Genomic DNA, 16,283 nt, shown 5'->3' on the forward strand with positions numbered 1-16,283 from the left:
GTCCCTTCGTTCTTCTATATTATTTATTATAAAGAAAAATCCTTACTGAGGCATTGTTCCCTCCCCGCACACTTTTCTCACATCCTTTGAGATCAAAAAAATAACCCCCCGATGCTAGGAGGTTATCCTTCTTATATGCCATATTCCCTATTTATTATAGCGGAATGGGACCTTCTTCTCGTTAATCGATCTTTTCCTTTTTTCTCTGGATTGGCGCTGCAGCACCGCATAAGGCTGGGAAGGAAGCAGCCTGCGCGTCCTAGCCGACTTTGAACGATAGCGAGCTCGTGAACGCGCGGAAGGCTTGCGCCGCTGCAACACCCTGTAATTTATCGGCGATACTCCGATCGCGGCCAGAGTATTAGCGACTTCCGGACTTGTGAACAGAGCGAGCTCCTGCTTACGGATATCAGCCCATGGAGAAGGCTCCATCAAAACCTCGTCTTCATACCCCGGATGGCACATAATCTCCGTAATTCCTCCCCGAAGTGACAGTAAGTGCTGCCGCAGACGTTCTCTTCCCTTATCATCACCATAGGTATCCAGCATAATAAAATCAGTCATTTTTGGAGCAGGTACTCCGCTCAATGGATGCGCTACCTGCGATCGTCGCAGTGGAACGCCTTCATTGTAAGCCTTTCGCGCCATTACTTTGTATATTTCTGCATGATCCTGATGCAGCAAATGATGTGAATCAAGATGTGTCGGCCTAAGACCGGTACTAGTGAAGCGATCCCATTGTGCTGCAAGCTCTTTGTGTACATCTCTCCAGTCCCAGCCCTGCGGGGCGGCCCCACTGCGAAATGTCCCGTCTTCCTTGACTAATGAAGGGATACTGGCCGGGTCGGACACTGGCCGACCCATGGTCAAATTGAAATGTAAGCCTACGCTTAAATCCGGATATTGATGAGCCAATTGTACAGCTTCTGGGAACCCAGGCATATTCACCATTAAAGAGGTACTCGTGATCCCGCCGGCATTGAAGGCATCGATAATCCCCCGATTCACGCCCGCAGACATGCCAAAATCATCTGCATTTATAATAACCTGTCGATTCATCTACAACATCCCTCTTCTTGAATTGACCCTGATATATCAATAAATGCGGGATGAAGTCCTAATGAAAGGTACAGATGCGTAAGTTTATCGGATACTGCCCCCATGTGCATATTGCGTCCGGCGAGAGCCAGCAGCAAGCCAAGAGATAAGCACCGCCAGAACAAGCAGTACGCTGGCATAAGCGATCATACCGTTCCAGCCAAAGCGGTGGAAGAACAAACCGCCGGACCAACCGACCAGACTTGATCCTCCGTAGTAGAATAAAAGATAGAGCGCAGAAGCCTGAGCCTTATACTCTCGGCCCGCGGCAATACCGACCCAGCCGCTGGCCACGGAATGACCGGCAAAGAAGCCAAACGCTACAATGGCTACCCCTGCTATTTTCAGGAACAGGATGGAGCTTAGGGTTAGAAGCACACCGATCAATAGAATGCCGATCGCTAGAGCGATGACATGTTGTCTGGAATAACGGTCGGCCAACTTGCCGAACAGGACCGAGCTGCATGTCCCGAGCAGATTGACAACGAACAGGAAGCCGAACACGGTCTGACTCAAATTATACGGCTTACTGGTGAGCGGATAACCGATGTAATTCAAGATCATAATATAGACGCCCATGAGCAAGAAGGCTGTAAGAAACAGACCTAACAAGTTGCGCTGCGAGAAATTATGCTTCAGATTCGCCTCCCATTGCTGCAGACTTGTCTTCCCGGGTGTAAAATTACGAGACGAAGGCAAACTGTACCAGAAAATAAGACTGAACAGCAGGCTGAGCACTCCAAGAATCGTCAAGGCAATCTGCCAGTTGAACAGATCGGTTAAAGCCCCGATCACAATTCGGCCAACCAGGCCGCCGATCGACGTACCTGCGACATAAATTCCGATCACTCGCCCTATAGCCTTGGGATGGAATTCCTCGTTAAGGAAAGCCATTGCTATTGAAGGGAAGCCGGAAACGCTGATTCCTATCAGAAAACGGATGACAAGAAATAGCGAGAATTGAGGCGTAAATGCTGACAATATGGCTAATACCGAGGTACTGAGCAGCGACAGACTCATTAACAGCTTGCGATCAACACGGTCGGATATCGTTGAGATAATAATGAGGCCGATGGCTAGGCCGATCGTGGCTAACGATACCGAGGCTCCCGCCGTCGCCGGAGAAATATGATATTCCTTGGAAAATAAGCTGATTAACGGCTGCGGACTATACAAAACCGCAAACGTAACAATACTGCCGAGCAGCATGCTAAGAGAAGTTCTCCGATGCTCAGAACTCCCTAATTCAATGGTATTCATTTCTCTCTCTCCAATCCAATACTTATCTATATATTTGTTTATTGGCTACATATAAGTATAGGACGGGGTAAAAGTATAGTATAATGCATTATTAGTAACACTTTTATATAGTGGATGTAATAAGCAGGAGGAGAGTTATTGTGGAGTGGCAGCAGCTTGAATATTTCCAGACTGTAGCACGGATGCAGAATATCACTTCCGCGGCTCGGGCTATGAATATTACACAGCCGGCATTAAGCAGATCTATTGCCCGACTGGAGTCCGAATTAAATGTGCCTTTATTCGAGCGGAAGGGCCGATCGATTGTGCTGAATCGATATGGGGAGCTATTCCTTGCTCGAGTGGAGAGAATAATGGAGGAATACCAGGCAGGGCGCCGTGAGATTGAACAGCTGCTTGACCCCGAGCGAGGCGAAGTATCGCTGGGTTTCCTGCACACGCTCGGTATCCGCTGGATTCCTGACCTGATTGGCAAATTCCGCGAGAGTTATCCAAGTGTCCGTTTCCAGCTTCATCAGAACAGCAACCTTAATTTGCTGCATCAGCTCCATTCGGGAGAGATCGATCTATGTATGTCCTCCCCGCAGGAGACGCCTCTGAATATTCATTGGACAAAGCTATGGACGGAGGAGCTATTCCTCGCGGTCCCCGTTCACCATCGGCTCGCCGGGGTAAAATCCGTTGCCCTGGAGGAACTGCAGGATGAGATGTTGATTTCCTACAAAGAAGGGTACGGACTCCGACACATTATGGATGAACTTCTGCACCAGGCGGGCATCTCGCCCAAAATTTTGTTTGAGGGGGAAGAGATCCATACGATAGCGGGACTGGTCTGTGCCGGACTGGGGATCGCCATCCTTCCGAAGACGGAAGGCATCAATGAGGACGGCCTGGTCTGGGTAACAATTACAGATCCGGACTGTAATCGGGAGATCGGGATCGCTTGGGTGGAAGGGAAGTTCCTCTCCCCGGCAGCAAACCTGTTCAAACAATTCGTGATCCATACGGCCAATCAATATTATAAGCAAAGAGCAATAACCAAACCTAACTAAGGGTGACCACATATGCTGCAATCTTATTTATTCCCAATTAAATATGCTTTTTTCTCTTTTCCTTTCGCTGCCTTCTTATTTACGATGCCGTTCCTGATTGTGCAGTATCGCAAATACGGCTATATCAACAAATTCAGGTCCTTCCTGCTCTATTTGTTCCTGCTGTATTTAATGAATGCTTATTTCCTTGTAATCCTGCCCTTGCCCGCTTCCAGACACAATCTGCCCATGGCTTCAGGGGGCATACAATGGATGCCGCTCAATTTCATTCACGATATTGTGAAGGAGACCGGGGTCGTCATCAGCAGCCCGTCATCTTACCTGCATCTGCTTAAGGAACGTGCTTTTCTTCAAGTTCTGTTCAATATTTTTCTAACCGTGCCCTTTGGCATCATGCTCCGATATTACTACCGTCTCGGATGGCTGCGCTGTATTCTATATACCTTCCTGCTGTCCCTGTTTTTTGAGCTTACGCAATTGACGGGCTTATATGGGATCTATCAGCATCCTTACCGTGTATTCGATGTAGACGATCTATTGATGAACACGCTCGGAGGAATCTTGGGAGTTCTAATCGCCGACTGGACCTCAAGTCTGCTGCCTAATGTGGAACATCTGGATGCCAACGTAAATCCGGCGGCCAATCGTGTCACGTATTTAAGGCGTGGGATCGCCTACATTATCGACTTCTGGATCTGGACTATCCTTGAAGTGATCCTCGATCAGGCATTCAATCTGTCTCTGTCATTCTTCCTGTCAACCGGCCTTTACTTCATGCTGCTTCCTTACTTGACAGGCGGCTATACGTTTGGCAAATGGATTGTACGCATCAAGTTGACTCGAACCGGACCGAAGCAGAGGGTATCCCTACTGTCGCTCGTTCTACGCTACGGAATCCTATATTGGTTAATCTACGGCATACATCAATTTGTTCCAAAATGGACCCATGATCTGCATCCATTTATCTCGGTAGCAGTTACGCTGTCTATCTTCGCGCTTGATGTAGCCCTCTTTATTCATGTTATCATCTACATGATCCGCAAGGAGCCGCAGCTCTTCTACGAGAAGCTCAGCAGAACCAAGCATGTCGTCGCCTGGGAGCCCCGAGACAAGCATGTACCAGAAGCGGGCAACCAGTGAAATAGAAGCCCGTCCAAACAAACGGTCTCTATGACCTTTTGTCTGGACGGGCTTCTTAGGTTGATATCCATCCAATTGAATCCGCTAGATAAAGCTCTGGGACTCTACTTTTACGCTTCAACTCAGATAATAATTAAGAACTATATCCTTATTGTATTATCAAGCAGATTCAGCTTCGCTCATTTCTAAGCAGAGCTTCACCGGGCAGTGATCACTGCCCATCACATGGCAATCGATGTCAGCATCCTTCAAATATGGAGTGATCCTGGCCGAGGTCAGGAAGTAATCAATTCTCCATCCAACATTCCGTTCCCGAACCTTTAGCATGTATGACCACCAGCTATAGACCTGTTCCCGGTCAGGATAGAAATGACGGAAGGAGTCCACGAACCCCGCGCCAAGCAGCTCGGTCATTTTGCCCCGCTCCTCCAGGGTAAAGCCGGAATTGCCCAGATTCGACTTTGGATTTTTCAGATCGATCTCCTGATGAGCCACATTCATATCCCCGCATACGATGACCGGTTTCCTACCATCCAGCTCCAATAAATAGCTGCGGAAGCGATCCTCCCATTCCAGGCGGTATTCCAGCCGGGTCAAATCACGCTTGGCATTTGGAGTGTACACGTTAACCAGATAGAAATTATCGAACTCCAATGTAATTATTCGCCCTTCTGGCTCATCATTTTCCTCTATCCCGTACCATACCGACAGCGGCTTAATTCTTGTGAATATACCCGTGCCGGAGTACCCTTTCTTCTCCGCATAATTCCAGTACTGTTCATACTCTTCGCCCAGCTCCAGTTCTATTTGCCCTTCCTGCAGCTTCGTCTCCTGAACGCAGAAAATGTCCGCATCCACCTCTTTAAAATAATCATAAAATCCTTTATTTACGCATGCTCTAAGACCGTTCACATTCCAAGATACCAGTTTCATAATGTTCTCCTTGCTAGAATATAAGATAGTCTGATTTTATCATATAATCTGTCGCCGGCATCAGTTGACCTTGCTGTAACCTATTCCCACCATCGCGTCAAATAAAAAAACAGCACCCCCACCACAGCGGCACTGTCTCCTTATTATTCATATATTAATGATTGGCGTTAAAGGCTTTCCCTTTCTTCACCACATCAGCGTTATATAAATTTACAGTGGTACTAATGATATAGGAAGGAGGCTGCTGACCTTTCTTCTGACGGTGGCCTTCAATATGCGCGGGGCTCTTCTCCCAATTCTTCCAGGCTTCTTCCGATTCCCACCGGATAACAGTGACTACTTCTTCCTGTTCCTTGCTCTTCTTATTCACCATCACGCTAATATCAATTAGGCCTTCCATTTCATCCATCGGACCAGGCTTGCTGAACCGTTCAATGACTTTATCGCTGTTTCCCTTTTCGATAAGCATCGTTCTTGTCATGATAAACAATGGCAGTACCTCCGAATTAAATAAATATTTTTAATAATTATATTTATATTAGTCGATAATGATTATCATTGTCAACATATCCTCTTTTACTTCTATTTGCGTTGTCCAAGCTCAAACCTGTCCAATCGTTGTCCTTCTATATCGTAGGCCTCGTAAGTAAGCGAGCTTTTCGTCACTGTTATAGCGGCGTACATCTGCTTGAAATTTTGAAAATGGACCGCATGATAAAATTGATCCTGCTTCTTCTCATTGAACTTCTGCCCCGATGCATTTGTCGTTACATATACGGTTCCTTCTCCTTCGTTAACGACCTTCCCGTCCTTGATCGGATAGGAGCGGGAGTATTCATGATTATGCCCCTGAAGCACCAGATCGACGTGATAATCGTCGAACACCTTGGCCCAGCCTTCAATCTTCTTGTATCGATTCCCTCCATACACCGGCCGATGAATCGCAACAATTGTCCAGCGTTTGCTGTTGTGACTCAGATCTTCACGCAACCACTTCGTCTGTTCGTCAATATTGGATTCCGTATTCAGCACTACGAAATGCGCTTCGCCATAGTCATAGGAGTAAACTGTCCCCGGCAGCGAACCCTCCGCCCCTTGCTCCGGCAAATTAAAGTGGGCCAGATACTGCGGTGCTTCACCGTCCACCTGCTCATGATTGCCTGTAACTGGCATCAACGGAATAGACGGCACCCACTGGTCCGCCGTGGCGAAGAAATCATTCCAGGCCTGTTCATCCTCTGTATTTTCGGTCAGATCGCCATTATGAACGATGAAACTCGCCTGCGGAAAATGAATCAGTGCGGCTTCCAGCGTCCTGCCCCATAGCTCAAAATCCGTTCTCGTTATCCCTTGGGAATCAGTAACGTTAATGAATGTAAATTCCTCCACCTCCTCCGCCTCGGTAGTGAAGGTATACGCCTTGCTCCAGCCGCCCTTACTCCCGTTACCCACCCGGTAAATATAGGAATGACCCGGTTTAAGCCCACTGACTTCCACTTTATGAGAACGAATCCTTTGCCCATCGCCGATATCGATGACCATCGATTCAGCCTGATAAGCAAGTGCACCCTCTCCCTTCAAGGCTGAACCACCCGTACCTTCGGCAATTTGCAGCAGTGCCTCTGTACTATCATCCTCTGTATACCAGGTAAAGGCCCTTGAGGTTCCAGGGTCCCCCTTAAAAGTAGTAACCAATGACTTAGGCTGTGCCGCATGGACATGCTCCAGCCGGATAATCCCCGCAGCACCGGCCAATATCAGCAGGCATACTGCGGCCAGAAGCCATTTATCACGTCTATGTTCCTTCATCCGCTTTCCTCCTCGTTTGCCAATTCTAGAAGTACATGCAAGAGCTTCTCCCTAAATTTTTTGCCATTGTCTTACATTTGTCAACGCAATGTAAACAACTTTCAGTCAACGTTCAGGATACGTTAAGTCAAAAATCAGGATCGGTTGCTAGGATGATGTTTGTACAATCAAGCTCAGGAAAAGAGGTGTCAGAACTAATGAACGCTAAACTTAAATACCGCCATGAACTGAAATATGTAGTTAATCGCCAGCAGTATTTTATTATACGGCAGCGGCTAAGAAGCCTGATCAAGCTGGACGAGCATGCCGGACGAAGCGGGGAATATCATATTCGCAGCCTTTACTTCGATGATATGGACAATACCGCTCTCTACGAGAAATTAAGCGGTGTCCGCGACCGGAACAAGTATCGGATCCGCATATACAATAAGAGCGACAGCCTGATTTGCTTCGAGAAGAAGATTAAGTTCAATAATTATGTCGCGAAAATGAAAGAACCGCTGAGTCGCGATCAGTACAACTCTATTCTTGCCGGCAACTACGAAGTGCTTCATCAACTTGACAAGCCATTCATGATGGAATTATACCGACAGTTAACCCAAAACCTGCTGCGTCCAAAAGTAATCGTTGACTATGTGCGCGAACCTTATATTTGCCGCAGCGGGAATGTTCGCATCACCTTCGATAAGGAGCTCCGCACCGGCCTGAACTGTATCGACATGTTTGATCCGGGCCTGTCCCCGGTGCTGGCCATAGACGACAATCTGATTATTCTTGAGGTCAAATATAATGAATACTTGCCGGAATATATCAGAGCCGCCATTCAGTTAGACGGCCTGATCCAGCAATCCACCTCAAAATATGTTATTTGCAACAAATATCTGAAAATGAATTCATGGGAGGATCATTAAGATGAACAATACAGAATCCACAACATTCAGCGATATTATTAAGAAATCGGTACTAAGCAATTTTTCCTCTTCCGACATCAGCATAACGAAAATTATTATTGCACTGGCTATCGCTTTTGCAATTGGATTGTTTATTTATACCCTGTACAAACGGATTTTTAGCGGGGTACTCTACTCCAAAAGCTTCAACGTCTCATTGATCGGTATGACCATGGTCACGTCCATGATCATTATCGCCGTTAATTCCAATCTCGTCCTGTCACTAGGCATGGTCGGTGCGCTATCCATCGTTCGTTTCAGAACGCCGATCAAAGACCCTACCGATCTTATATTTCTGTTCTGGGCCGCGGCTGCCGGGATTGTCACCGGTGCCGGCTTCTACACCTTAGCAATGATTGGCTCTGTCATCATCGGATTGGTACTGTTTCTGTTTATCAAGAATTCGTCGGTTGAGAATCCTTACCTGTTAGTTGTCAATTGTGACGGTGACGAGAGCGAACAACGGCTTCAGGAGCAGATTGGCAGCCTGGTAAAACGCTACAATGTAAAGCAAAAGACGGTGTCTCAAGACAATATCGAAGTCACTTTGGAAATTCGCCTGCGTAAAGGAGAGGGGAGCTTCATCAATCAAATTTCCGCGCTTCAGGGCGTCCGGAATGCCGTGCTGATCAGCTACAACGGCGACTATGTATCTTAAAACGCGGGGGTGTAACAGAAGATGAAGACTAAATTCTCCAGGTTTCTTCTATGTCTTTGCTCGTTCATCTTGATCTTCGCGATGACCGCCTGCGATACCAACAGCAGTCCAACCATCTCCAATGACACGGAGAAGACAGGAAACACCTCCTCGCCGGTGACTGACAGGCTGGATGAGGAAGTGTTTCCAAAGGACAAAGTAGTAGATGTGAAAATAACGATAGATGAAGATGATTTTCAGGATATGTTGGATCATGCCAGCGACGAGGAGATGAAGACAGCGTCCGTCGATTACAACGGCAAACATTTTGACAATATCGGGATACGTACCAAAGGGAACCTCACCTTGCGCAGTGTTGTGCAGATGGAGGATTCCGACCGCTACAGCTTTAAGCTATCTTTTGATGAATATATAAATCAGACGCTGGATGGCATCAGCAAAATTAATCTGAATAACAATTATAGCGATGCTTCCTACATGCGTGAATTTCTGGCGTATGAACTGGCGGAGCAAATGGGCTTGCCTACCCCTAAATACTCATACGTGAATGTCTATATCAATGACGAGCTCTGGGGCTTCTATCTGGCCGTGGAGCAGATCGGGGATGCTTATCTGGAGCGGCATTTCGGCAACTCCTATGGCGCCCTCTATAAAGGCGAAATGACCGGCAGCGGCAGCGAATTGTCCTGGCTCGGGGATGACCCGAACAGTTACACCGGACTGGTACAGAAATCGAAGACAGCTAATGGAAATATTCTGATCGATATGCTGAATGAGCTTAACAACGGCTCCGATTATGAGAAATATATCGATGTGACAGAAGCATTGAAGTACATTGCGTTGAATGTTGCTACCAACAATTCGGACAGCTATATCGGCGCTAACAAGCAAAATTATTACCTTTATGAAGATGAAGGGGTATTCTCCATCCTGCCCTGGGACTACAACATGGCGTTCGGGGGCATGGGCGGAGGGATGGGAGGCGGTATGAATATAGACATGGGCGGATTCAAGCGCAATACAGATGCCGATGCTCCAGATGCCGATACCCCTGCCAATATTCCGGATGGCGATGTTCCAGGCGGTGATCTGCCAAATAATCCGGATGCCGACATTGAGAATAATGCGGATGCCGCAAAAGGGAACAATACTGGCAATGGCAAGCTGCTGATTGATGAACCCACTCAGGGAGCGGTGGCGGAACGGCCGCTGATCGCCAAGCTGATCGCCGTCGATAAATACAAGGAGGAGTACCACGAGATTTTGAAGGAAGCGACCGAAGGCTATCTTGCCAACGATGCCTTCACAGCGCGGGTTAATCAATTGTCCGAGATGATCAGTTCATATGTTAAAGCAGATCCTACTGCGTTCTATACCTATGAGCAGTATGAACAAGCTTTGCCCCAGTTGATTAACAGCAACTCCTCCCAAGTCGAGAATATAACGCAACAGCTGGATGGGACGATCCCTTCTTCAGGCGACGGTTCCGGCAGCGGCGGAGGTATGGGCGGTGGCATGGGAGGCAGAGGCGGCATGGGCGGTGGCAGACCTACCATGGGTCAAGGCGGTAATGTTCAGGGCGAGCAAGCCCAGCCAATCGCACCGAACGGCGATGTAAACGCCGCCCCAACCCCGTCAGAAGAGACGAATAAGCAAGCTAGACAGAAACAAGGTACGGATGGCAGTCCAACACAGCAGACCACAAATAGCGAGCCTCAGCAGAGTGCTGATCATGGACAGCAGAGCCAAACCGACCAGGTTCAGCCGGATGAGACAAACGCTCCAACGGACCTTCCGGCGTGGAATGGAGAACGGGGACAAGCCGGAATCGAGGGCGGCTTCCCTGGTGGCTTCGGAGAAAGGGGCGGGTTCGGTCAAGGAACAGCGCAAACTGACGGAAGCTCAGGCGAGGCCATAACAGCTGGTATCTCATTAGTCATTCTCGCGCTGGGCTGTATATTCGTAGCACGTTTCCATCGCCGACGCTAAGCCTATTTGCAGTATATTTTTACGAATTGGCACCTTTTTTAGAATATAGGTTTAAAACACCTTGCTTTGGTAAATAGTAAATGCAAACCTACTAAAAAGCAGAGGTGTTCATGAATGGGGTTTTTATGGTCATTAATCATCGGTGGTGTTCTCGGCTGGCTGGCCGGATTAATTCTTGGTAAAGATGTTCCCGGTGGTATCATCGGCAACATTATCGCCGGATTTATCGGGGCCTGGCTCGGCAGCTTCATGTTAGGCAATTGGGGACCTGTCCTTGGCGGTTTCTACTTTGTACCTGCCCTGATTGGGGCGATCGTGCTTGTCCTTATCGTCAGTCTGATTATGCGTTCCATGCGGAAGAACCGTACCTAATTCTCGGGACGGACTTTCCAAAGACCAAAAAAGGCCAGCCCGGAATTGTTCTGGCTGGCCTTTTTTCACGTAAACAGAAGCCGCAATTATACGTTGTTACCGCTCCCTGTCTCAAGGCTCTCTTCACGATACTCTGTAGGTGTTCTTCCCGTGACCTTTTTAAATACCTGCGTAAAATAACGCGGGTCCTGATAGCCAACTAACGGAGCCACCTGATAGACTTTGACATGACTGTTCTTCAATATATATTGAGCCTTCTCAATCCGGTAATTCGTCAAATACTCCAGGAAAGTATAACCTGTCTCCTGCTTGAACAGCATACAGAAGTGGCTGATGCTCAGTCCGGCGATCTCGGACACTTCTTCTACGCTGAGGTCCTTATGATAATTATTGTCGATATAAGACTTCGACTTCGTAATGATCACGTGAACATTTTCTTTGGATTCATTCTGCTCTCCCTCGCGAATCCACTTCCCGAAGCTGTTCTTCAATAACTGAATCATCTCCCGAAGTGCGGCAAGAGAATGCAGCTCCTGCAGCAGACCCTCCAGAGACCATTCAGGAATCAGATTCATATGCTCAAATTCTCTGTATAGCACAACAGTCAGTTCGACAATACTCCGTTCGGCCAGTTCCTTAGAGAAGGTCTTGTCCTCAATGTACGCCCGGGTCTTATCCAGCAAATCCATAAGCTTATCATGGTTCAGCGTGCGAATGCATTCCAGCATGGAGGACTCCAGATGCTTCGGATATTTCGGGTCGCCTGCCTCGCCGGTTCCCTGAAGCGAATCGATAAATACGCCTTCTTCATCACTATAGAAGCGCTGGTACAGCGCTTTGGCCGCGCTCTGGTATGCCTGGCTTAATCGCTCAATCCCGGTAACAGGCTGGCTGAAGCCAATGGAGCAGGGCAATTTGGTATTTAATTTGAGCTGCTGAATAATATCGATCCCCAGCCGTTCCTTCTCTTTATTCATTGAAGCCGGAAAGAGCAGAACCCATTCTCCGCTATGAAAAGGAAATACCGTGAGCGCCCCTTGGGACAGCGACCACTCACTAAGTATATTGCGGATGGCAAATAGCCATAACCTTCGTTCCTCAAGCGACCACACTTGGTTCAGCTTCAAATAATGATCCAGCTGCACGACCGCCATAAAATATTCTTCGTCCAATTCGCTGTTCTCCAGCCAGCGCATATGCTGCAGCGGGCTCTGACTGTGGTTGCCCTCAATCACCTCTGCAAACATCCGTTCACGGGCTAACAGCGATAACACTTGCACCGAATGCAGCAGCTTGTCATTTTCCATCTGCTTATCCAAGGTTTTCTTGGCGCGAAGGATCATCTCAATCAGCTCATCATGATCGATCGGCTTCAGCAGATAATCAAATGCCCCTTCCCGCAGAGCCTCCCGGGCATATTCAAACTCTCCGTAGCCGCTAATAAAAATAAATAATCGCTTGGCGTCTTCGGCCAGCACTCTCTTCATCAGCGTGATCCCGTCTATGCCTGGCATCCTTATATCACTAATAATCATATGGGGAGCAAGCTCGCGTACGAGTTGCAGCGCCTCTTCTCCATTCCGCGCTTCTCCGACAATTTCGAGCTCCAGTTCATTCCAGGGAATCGCTACCTTCAAGCTGCGTAAAATAATCGGCTCATCGTCCACAAGAATAACCCGATATTTCCCCTCTCTCTGTTCCACCCTACACACCTGCCTCCAGATTTTTTGAGAAGTAGTTCAAAAAGTCCCTCTTTGATAAGAAATCTGCATCGATGCCATTTAAGGATGGGCGGCCACGGTCCAAAGGTTGGTTTGGCTGCGGTATAGAATTTCATTAAATGCTGATCCCTTATAAATTCTATTTAGCTTCGGGGCCAAATATCGGACATTTTGAACAAACTCTTAATTCGGTGAAATACTTTTTCGCTGCTTCCAATACTGATCTGAAGTTTGTTGAATTTGCTCCAACGCTTCATTCGGAGAAGCCTGATCCAGAATCATCCCTTCGATCACTTGCAGGAAGGTCTTACTGACCTCCGGCGATAGGGCATTATCATAAGGTACAAAGGTTTGTTTGCTTCCCTCCATCAGTTTGACAACCTGGGCGAATACCGGGCCAGTTTGCTCGGAATCGAAGGAGATTCTCATAGAAGGAATTCGCAGGCCCTCATATACTACTCTGCTCTGGACTTCCTGGGTATAGAACATTTTAAGCAATTCCAGCGCTGCCTCTCGTTTGCTGCCTTCAAGAGTGGAGGAAAGCCCGATGCCAATCGTATAACCCCCCGCCATCGAACGCGGCTGATCCGCGCGAAGCGACGGAAACGGGATAACTCCCACTTGATTCTGGAAATCTTCCGTTTCCTTTTTGCTATGGAATAGATTAATGTCCCAGTTCCCGTTCAGATACATCGCCGCTCGGCTGCTCGTAAAGGAATCGATCGCTTCCTCGGTCGACAGATCATTGGCCGGCGCGGTGAAGGCCCCTTCTCGAACCCACTTCTTGAAATGCCTAAAGGCTTGTAAATATACGATATTATTGAAGCTCCTGTCCGGCTCTCCCTGGGCCAGCTGCTGGATCAGCGTCGGTCCGGCATACCGGTCCATAAGATAATGGACATAAATCGCCGCGGGCCATCTCTCTTCGTTGCCCAGGGCAAACGGCGTATATCCATAATTCTTCAAGGTCTTGATCGCGGAGTCCAATTCATTTAACGTTCTTGGTGGATTAATGCCAAGCTTCTCGAAGATAAGCTTATTATAATAGAGCGGTTCAGCGTTTCCTTCAATCGGCAAACCGTATACATGATTGTCGAAGGTCCATAATTGAAGATCTTGGAACTCATCTCCGAGCCCATTTTCCTGCACGAATTCCGTTAAATCCATCAGCCGGTTAGAACGGACATAAGGCTCAATTTCTGCTCCGCCAAACAATACGAACATATCGGGCGGCGTCCCCGTTACCATTTCACTCTTCAGCTTCTGTTCACGGTGTACGGTCTGGTCCATCCCTTCGAAGTTAATCTTAACGTTAGGATGGGAGGCCTGATAGGACTCAACGACATCTTCAAAAATATTCAGCATTTGCCGATCATGCTCCTTGATCCAGAAATGGCGGAAGGTCAACGTTATTTTCTCGGTCTGGGGCTCCTCAATGGGTTCACTTCCATTAGCGATAATGATGAACACCGATACGCCCAGTACTAATCCATACAAAACGATCCAGCCCCAATTCAGTAACCACTTCATTTCTCTCCCCCCTTAAGGCACCATTTTAGGAATACGGATTCGGATGATGGACCCAAACCCGGGGGAGGAACAAATCATAATGCCATAATATCCGCCGAACTGCAGATGAAGCCGCTCGTGGACATTTTTCAACCCTACGCCGTTCTCCCGATATTTCTTCAGAGTGCTCCAATCCTTACTCCATAGGCTTAGCAAAGTAAACTGATCAAAGCCCGGACCATTATCTCTGACATCAATAACAATATCATTCCCATACTCTCCGGCCGTGATCGAGATTATTCCGTTCCCCTCCATCGGTTCTATCGCATGGTATAAGGCATTCTCTACGATAGGCTGAACGATCAGCTTCTGCGTTTTATAGAACTTCAGTTCCTCCGGCACTTCAATTTGATAGGAGAATTTGTCCTCAAATCGGAACTTCTGGATGTCCATGTAATGGCGAACATGCTCCATCTCCATCGCTAACGGAATCATCTCCTGGTTCTCGCTAATGCTTATGCGCAGCAGTTTCCCTAGCGACACGACCATTTTGCTGATATTCCGGTTCCCCTCCAGCACGGCCATCGAATTGATTGATTCCAGCGAGTTATATATAAAATGCGGATTGATCTGCGCCACAAGCGCCTGCAGTTCAACCTCTTTCTTGCGATTCTGCTCCTTCTGCACCTGCTCAATCAGTTCAACGATCTGTTTGCTCATTCGATTGAACCCATCGATAAGCAGATCACGTTCGTCCTCCGCCTTAACCGTGGTCATAATCGGCACGAAAATACCTTGCTGAACCCGCTTCATTCCGTTCACAGCGCTAATGATGCTGCCGACCAGGCGGCGGACAAAGAAACGGTCGAACAGAAAGGCGGAGATCAGCGAGACTAAGACAAGAATGACCGCGATATTGCGGATCGAGACGGATTCCGAAGCAATCATGCGGCTGGGAGTAATGGCCGCCAAATACCAATCCTTATTATAGGAAGGCAAATATGTAATCAGCGATTTCTCGCCAAGATAGTTATCGACGTAATACCCCCGTTCATTGTCATAGCCGTCCGCCAGGAACGGAAACTCCGTCGCTTCTCCAATATGATTGCCCGACTTGTCGAACACAATCTTCCCCTGCTTGTTCACCAGCAGGATATCTCCCTGCTTCAATGTCGCCGCATCCCAAAATACCTGATCGAGCAGATCCGGCTTCACATAGATAACGACAGCTCCGATATCCTCAAGCGAATAATAATCTTTGACTATCCTGGCCTGAATCAGAACCGGATTGCCCGCAGCAGCGGACCCATTCTCGCCCGGACCAACCCAGATAGGCCGCCCCTCAGCCTGTTTCATGGCCTCGAACCAGCTTTGGGCGCTCAATTCCCCGAAGGACATCGCTTCATTATACTGATACAGCAGCTTATTCTTGGAGTAGAGCCCGAAGGAAGTAATCATCGGATGGTTGATCAGGTTGTTAATATCCTGCTTCTGCTCATACGTAATTGCAAAATCCGGCTGCTTCAGCGTCTTCTGTATTGCCGGTTGTGTAATCGCCGAATTGGAGATCGTCGTAAGTTCGCTGAGTGCAAACCTCAGCTTCCGGTCGGTCTCCAGCAGAGATACCCAATAGAAGTTACTCGATTTCTTCTCCATAGTATGAGAGAAGCTGTAATACGAAATCGATCCCATCAGGATTACAGGGATAAACACAAGAAGAATAATAGCCAGCAGGATTTTACGACGGAGCTTCATTTGCGCCCTCCCCCCAGAAATCTACTAACTCTATTAT

At 47.9% G+C, this 16,283-nt stretch carries 14 protein-coding genes; 6 read left to right on the forward strand and 8 right to left on the reverse strand.

What is annotated here, in order from left to right:
• Positions 1-147: 147 nt before the first annotated feature.
• Both DMN77_RS17360 and DMN77_RS17365 read right to left on the reverse strand, forming a co-directional pair.
• Positions 148-1,059: a carbohydrate deacetylase gene (locus tag DMN77_RS17360; protein ID WP_068778290.1), complete on the reverse strand. Its 912-nt coding sequence runs from the start codon at positions 1,057-1,059 to the stop codon at positions 148-150.
• An 84-nt stretch (positions 1,060-1,143) separates the two neighbouring features.
• The gene (locus tag DMN77_RS17365; RefSeq protein ID WP_068778291.1) at positions 1,144-2,358 is read right to left on the reverse strand and encodes an MFS transporter; all 1,215 of its coding nucleotides are present in this window, start codon (positions 2,356-2,358) and stop codon (positions 1,144-1,146) included.
• Positions 2,359-2,498: 140 nt separating this feature from the next.
• On the opposite strand from DMN77_RS17365, the gene DMN77_RS17370 reads away from it, so the two are divergent.
• Both DMN77_RS17370 and DMN77_RS17375 read left to right on the forward strand, forming a co-directional pair.
• On the forward strand, positions 2,499-3,410 hold the full coding sequence (locus tag DMN77_RS17370; protein WP_179015818.1) for a LysR family transcriptional regulator: 912 nt from the start codon (positions 2,499-2,501) through the stop codon (positions 3,408-3,410).
• Between the two features lie 12 nt (positions 3,411-3,422).
• Positions 3,423-4,550: a VanZ family protein gene (locus tag DMN77_RS17375; protein WP_179015819.1), complete on the forward strand. Its 1,128-nt coding sequence runs from the start codon at positions 3,423-3,425 to the stop codon at positions 4,548-4,550.
• Positions 4,551-4,709: 159 nt separating this feature from the next.
• Here DMN77_RS17375 and DMN77_RS17380 read toward each other — a convergent pair whose 3' ends face one another.
• The 3 genes from DMN77_RS17380 to DMN77_RS17390 form a co-directional block, all read right to left on the reverse strand.
• Positions 4,710-5,483: an exodeoxyribonuclease III gene (locus DMN77_RS17380; RefSeq protein ID WP_179015820.1), complete on the reverse strand. Its 774-nt coding sequence runs from the start codon at positions 5,481-5,483 to the stop codon at positions 4,710-4,712.
• Between the two features lie 154 nt (positions 5,484-5,637).
• Positions 5,638-5,973 carry an antibiotic biosynthesis monooxygenase gene (locus DMN77_RS17385; protein ID WP_068778295.1) on the reverse strand — a complete coding sequence of 112 codons (336 nt, stop codon included), beginning with the start codon at positions 5,971-5,973 and terminating at the stop codon, positions 5,638-5,640.
• A 92-nt stretch (positions 5,974-6,065) separates the two neighbouring features.
• Entirely contained in the window at positions 6,066-7,292 is a 1,227-nt protein-coding gene (locus tag DMN77_RS17390) for a purple acid phosphatase family protein (RefSeq protein ID WP_179015821.1), read from the reverse strand.
• A gap of 197 nt (positions 7,293-7,489) precedes the next feature.
• Here DMN77_RS17390 and DMN77_RS17395 point away from each other — a divergent pair, with 197 nt between their 5' ends.
• The 4 genes from DMN77_RS17395 to DMN77_RS17410 all read left to right on the forward strand — a co-directional run bounded on the left by DMN77_RS17395 (position 7,490) and on the right by DMN77_RS17410 (position 11,261).
• Entirely contained in the window at positions 7,490-8,203 is a 714-nt protein-coding gene (locus tag DMN77_RS17395) for a polyphosphate polymerase domain-containing protein (protein WP_179015822.1), read from the forward strand.
• 1 nt (position 8,204) lies between these two features.
• A complete protein-coding gene (locus DMN77_RS17400) occupies positions 8,205-8,900 on the forward strand; it encodes a DUF4956 domain-containing protein (RefSeq protein WP_068778298.1) in 696 nt (231 codons plus the stop codon).
• Between the two features lie 21 nt (positions 8,901-8,921).
• Positions 8,922-10,889: a CotH kinase family protein gene (locus tag DMN77_RS17405; protein ID WP_179015823.1), complete on the forward strand. Its 1,968-nt coding sequence runs from the start codon at positions 8,922-8,924 to the stop codon at positions 10,887-10,889.
• Positions 10,890-11,003: 114 nt separating this feature from the next.
• Positions 11,004-11,261 (forward strand): GlsB/YeaQ/YmgE family stress response membrane protein, encoded by a 258-nt coding sequence (locus DMN77_RS17410; RefSeq protein WP_068778300.1) that lies wholly within the window; start codon positions 11,004-11,006, stop codon positions 11,259-11,261.
• Between the two features lie 86 nt (positions 11,262-11,347).
• Here DMN77_RS17410 and DMN77_RS17415 read toward each other — a convergent pair whose 3' ends face one another.
• The 3 genes from DMN77_RS17415 to DMN77_RS17425 form a co-directional block, all read right to left on the reverse strand.
• Positions 11,348-12,964, reverse strand: coding sequence for a response regulator (locus DMN77_RS17415; RefSeq protein ID WP_068778301.1), 1,617 nt, complete (start codon positions 12,962-12,964; stop codon positions 11,348-11,350).
• A gap of 201 nt (positions 12,965-13,165) precedes the next feature.
• On the reverse strand, positions 13,166-14,512 hold the full coding sequence (locus DMN77_RS17420; RefSeq protein ID WP_068778302.1) for an ABC transporter substrate-binding protein: 1,347 nt from the start codon (positions 14,510-14,512) through the stop codon (positions 13,166-13,168).
• Positions 14,513-14,524: 12 nt separating this feature from the next.
• Positions 14,525-16,246, reverse strand: coding sequence for a sensor histidine kinase (locus DMN77_RS17425; RefSeq protein WP_179015824.1), 1,722 nt, complete (start codon positions 16,244-16,246; stop codon positions 14,525-14,527).
• Positions 16,247-16,283: the final 37 nt, after the last annotated feature.

This window comes from Paenibacillus sp. 79R4 (genome assembly GCF_013393165.1).
Lineage (GTDB): Bacteria > Bacillota > Bacilli > Paenibacillales > Paenibacillaceae > Fontibacillus.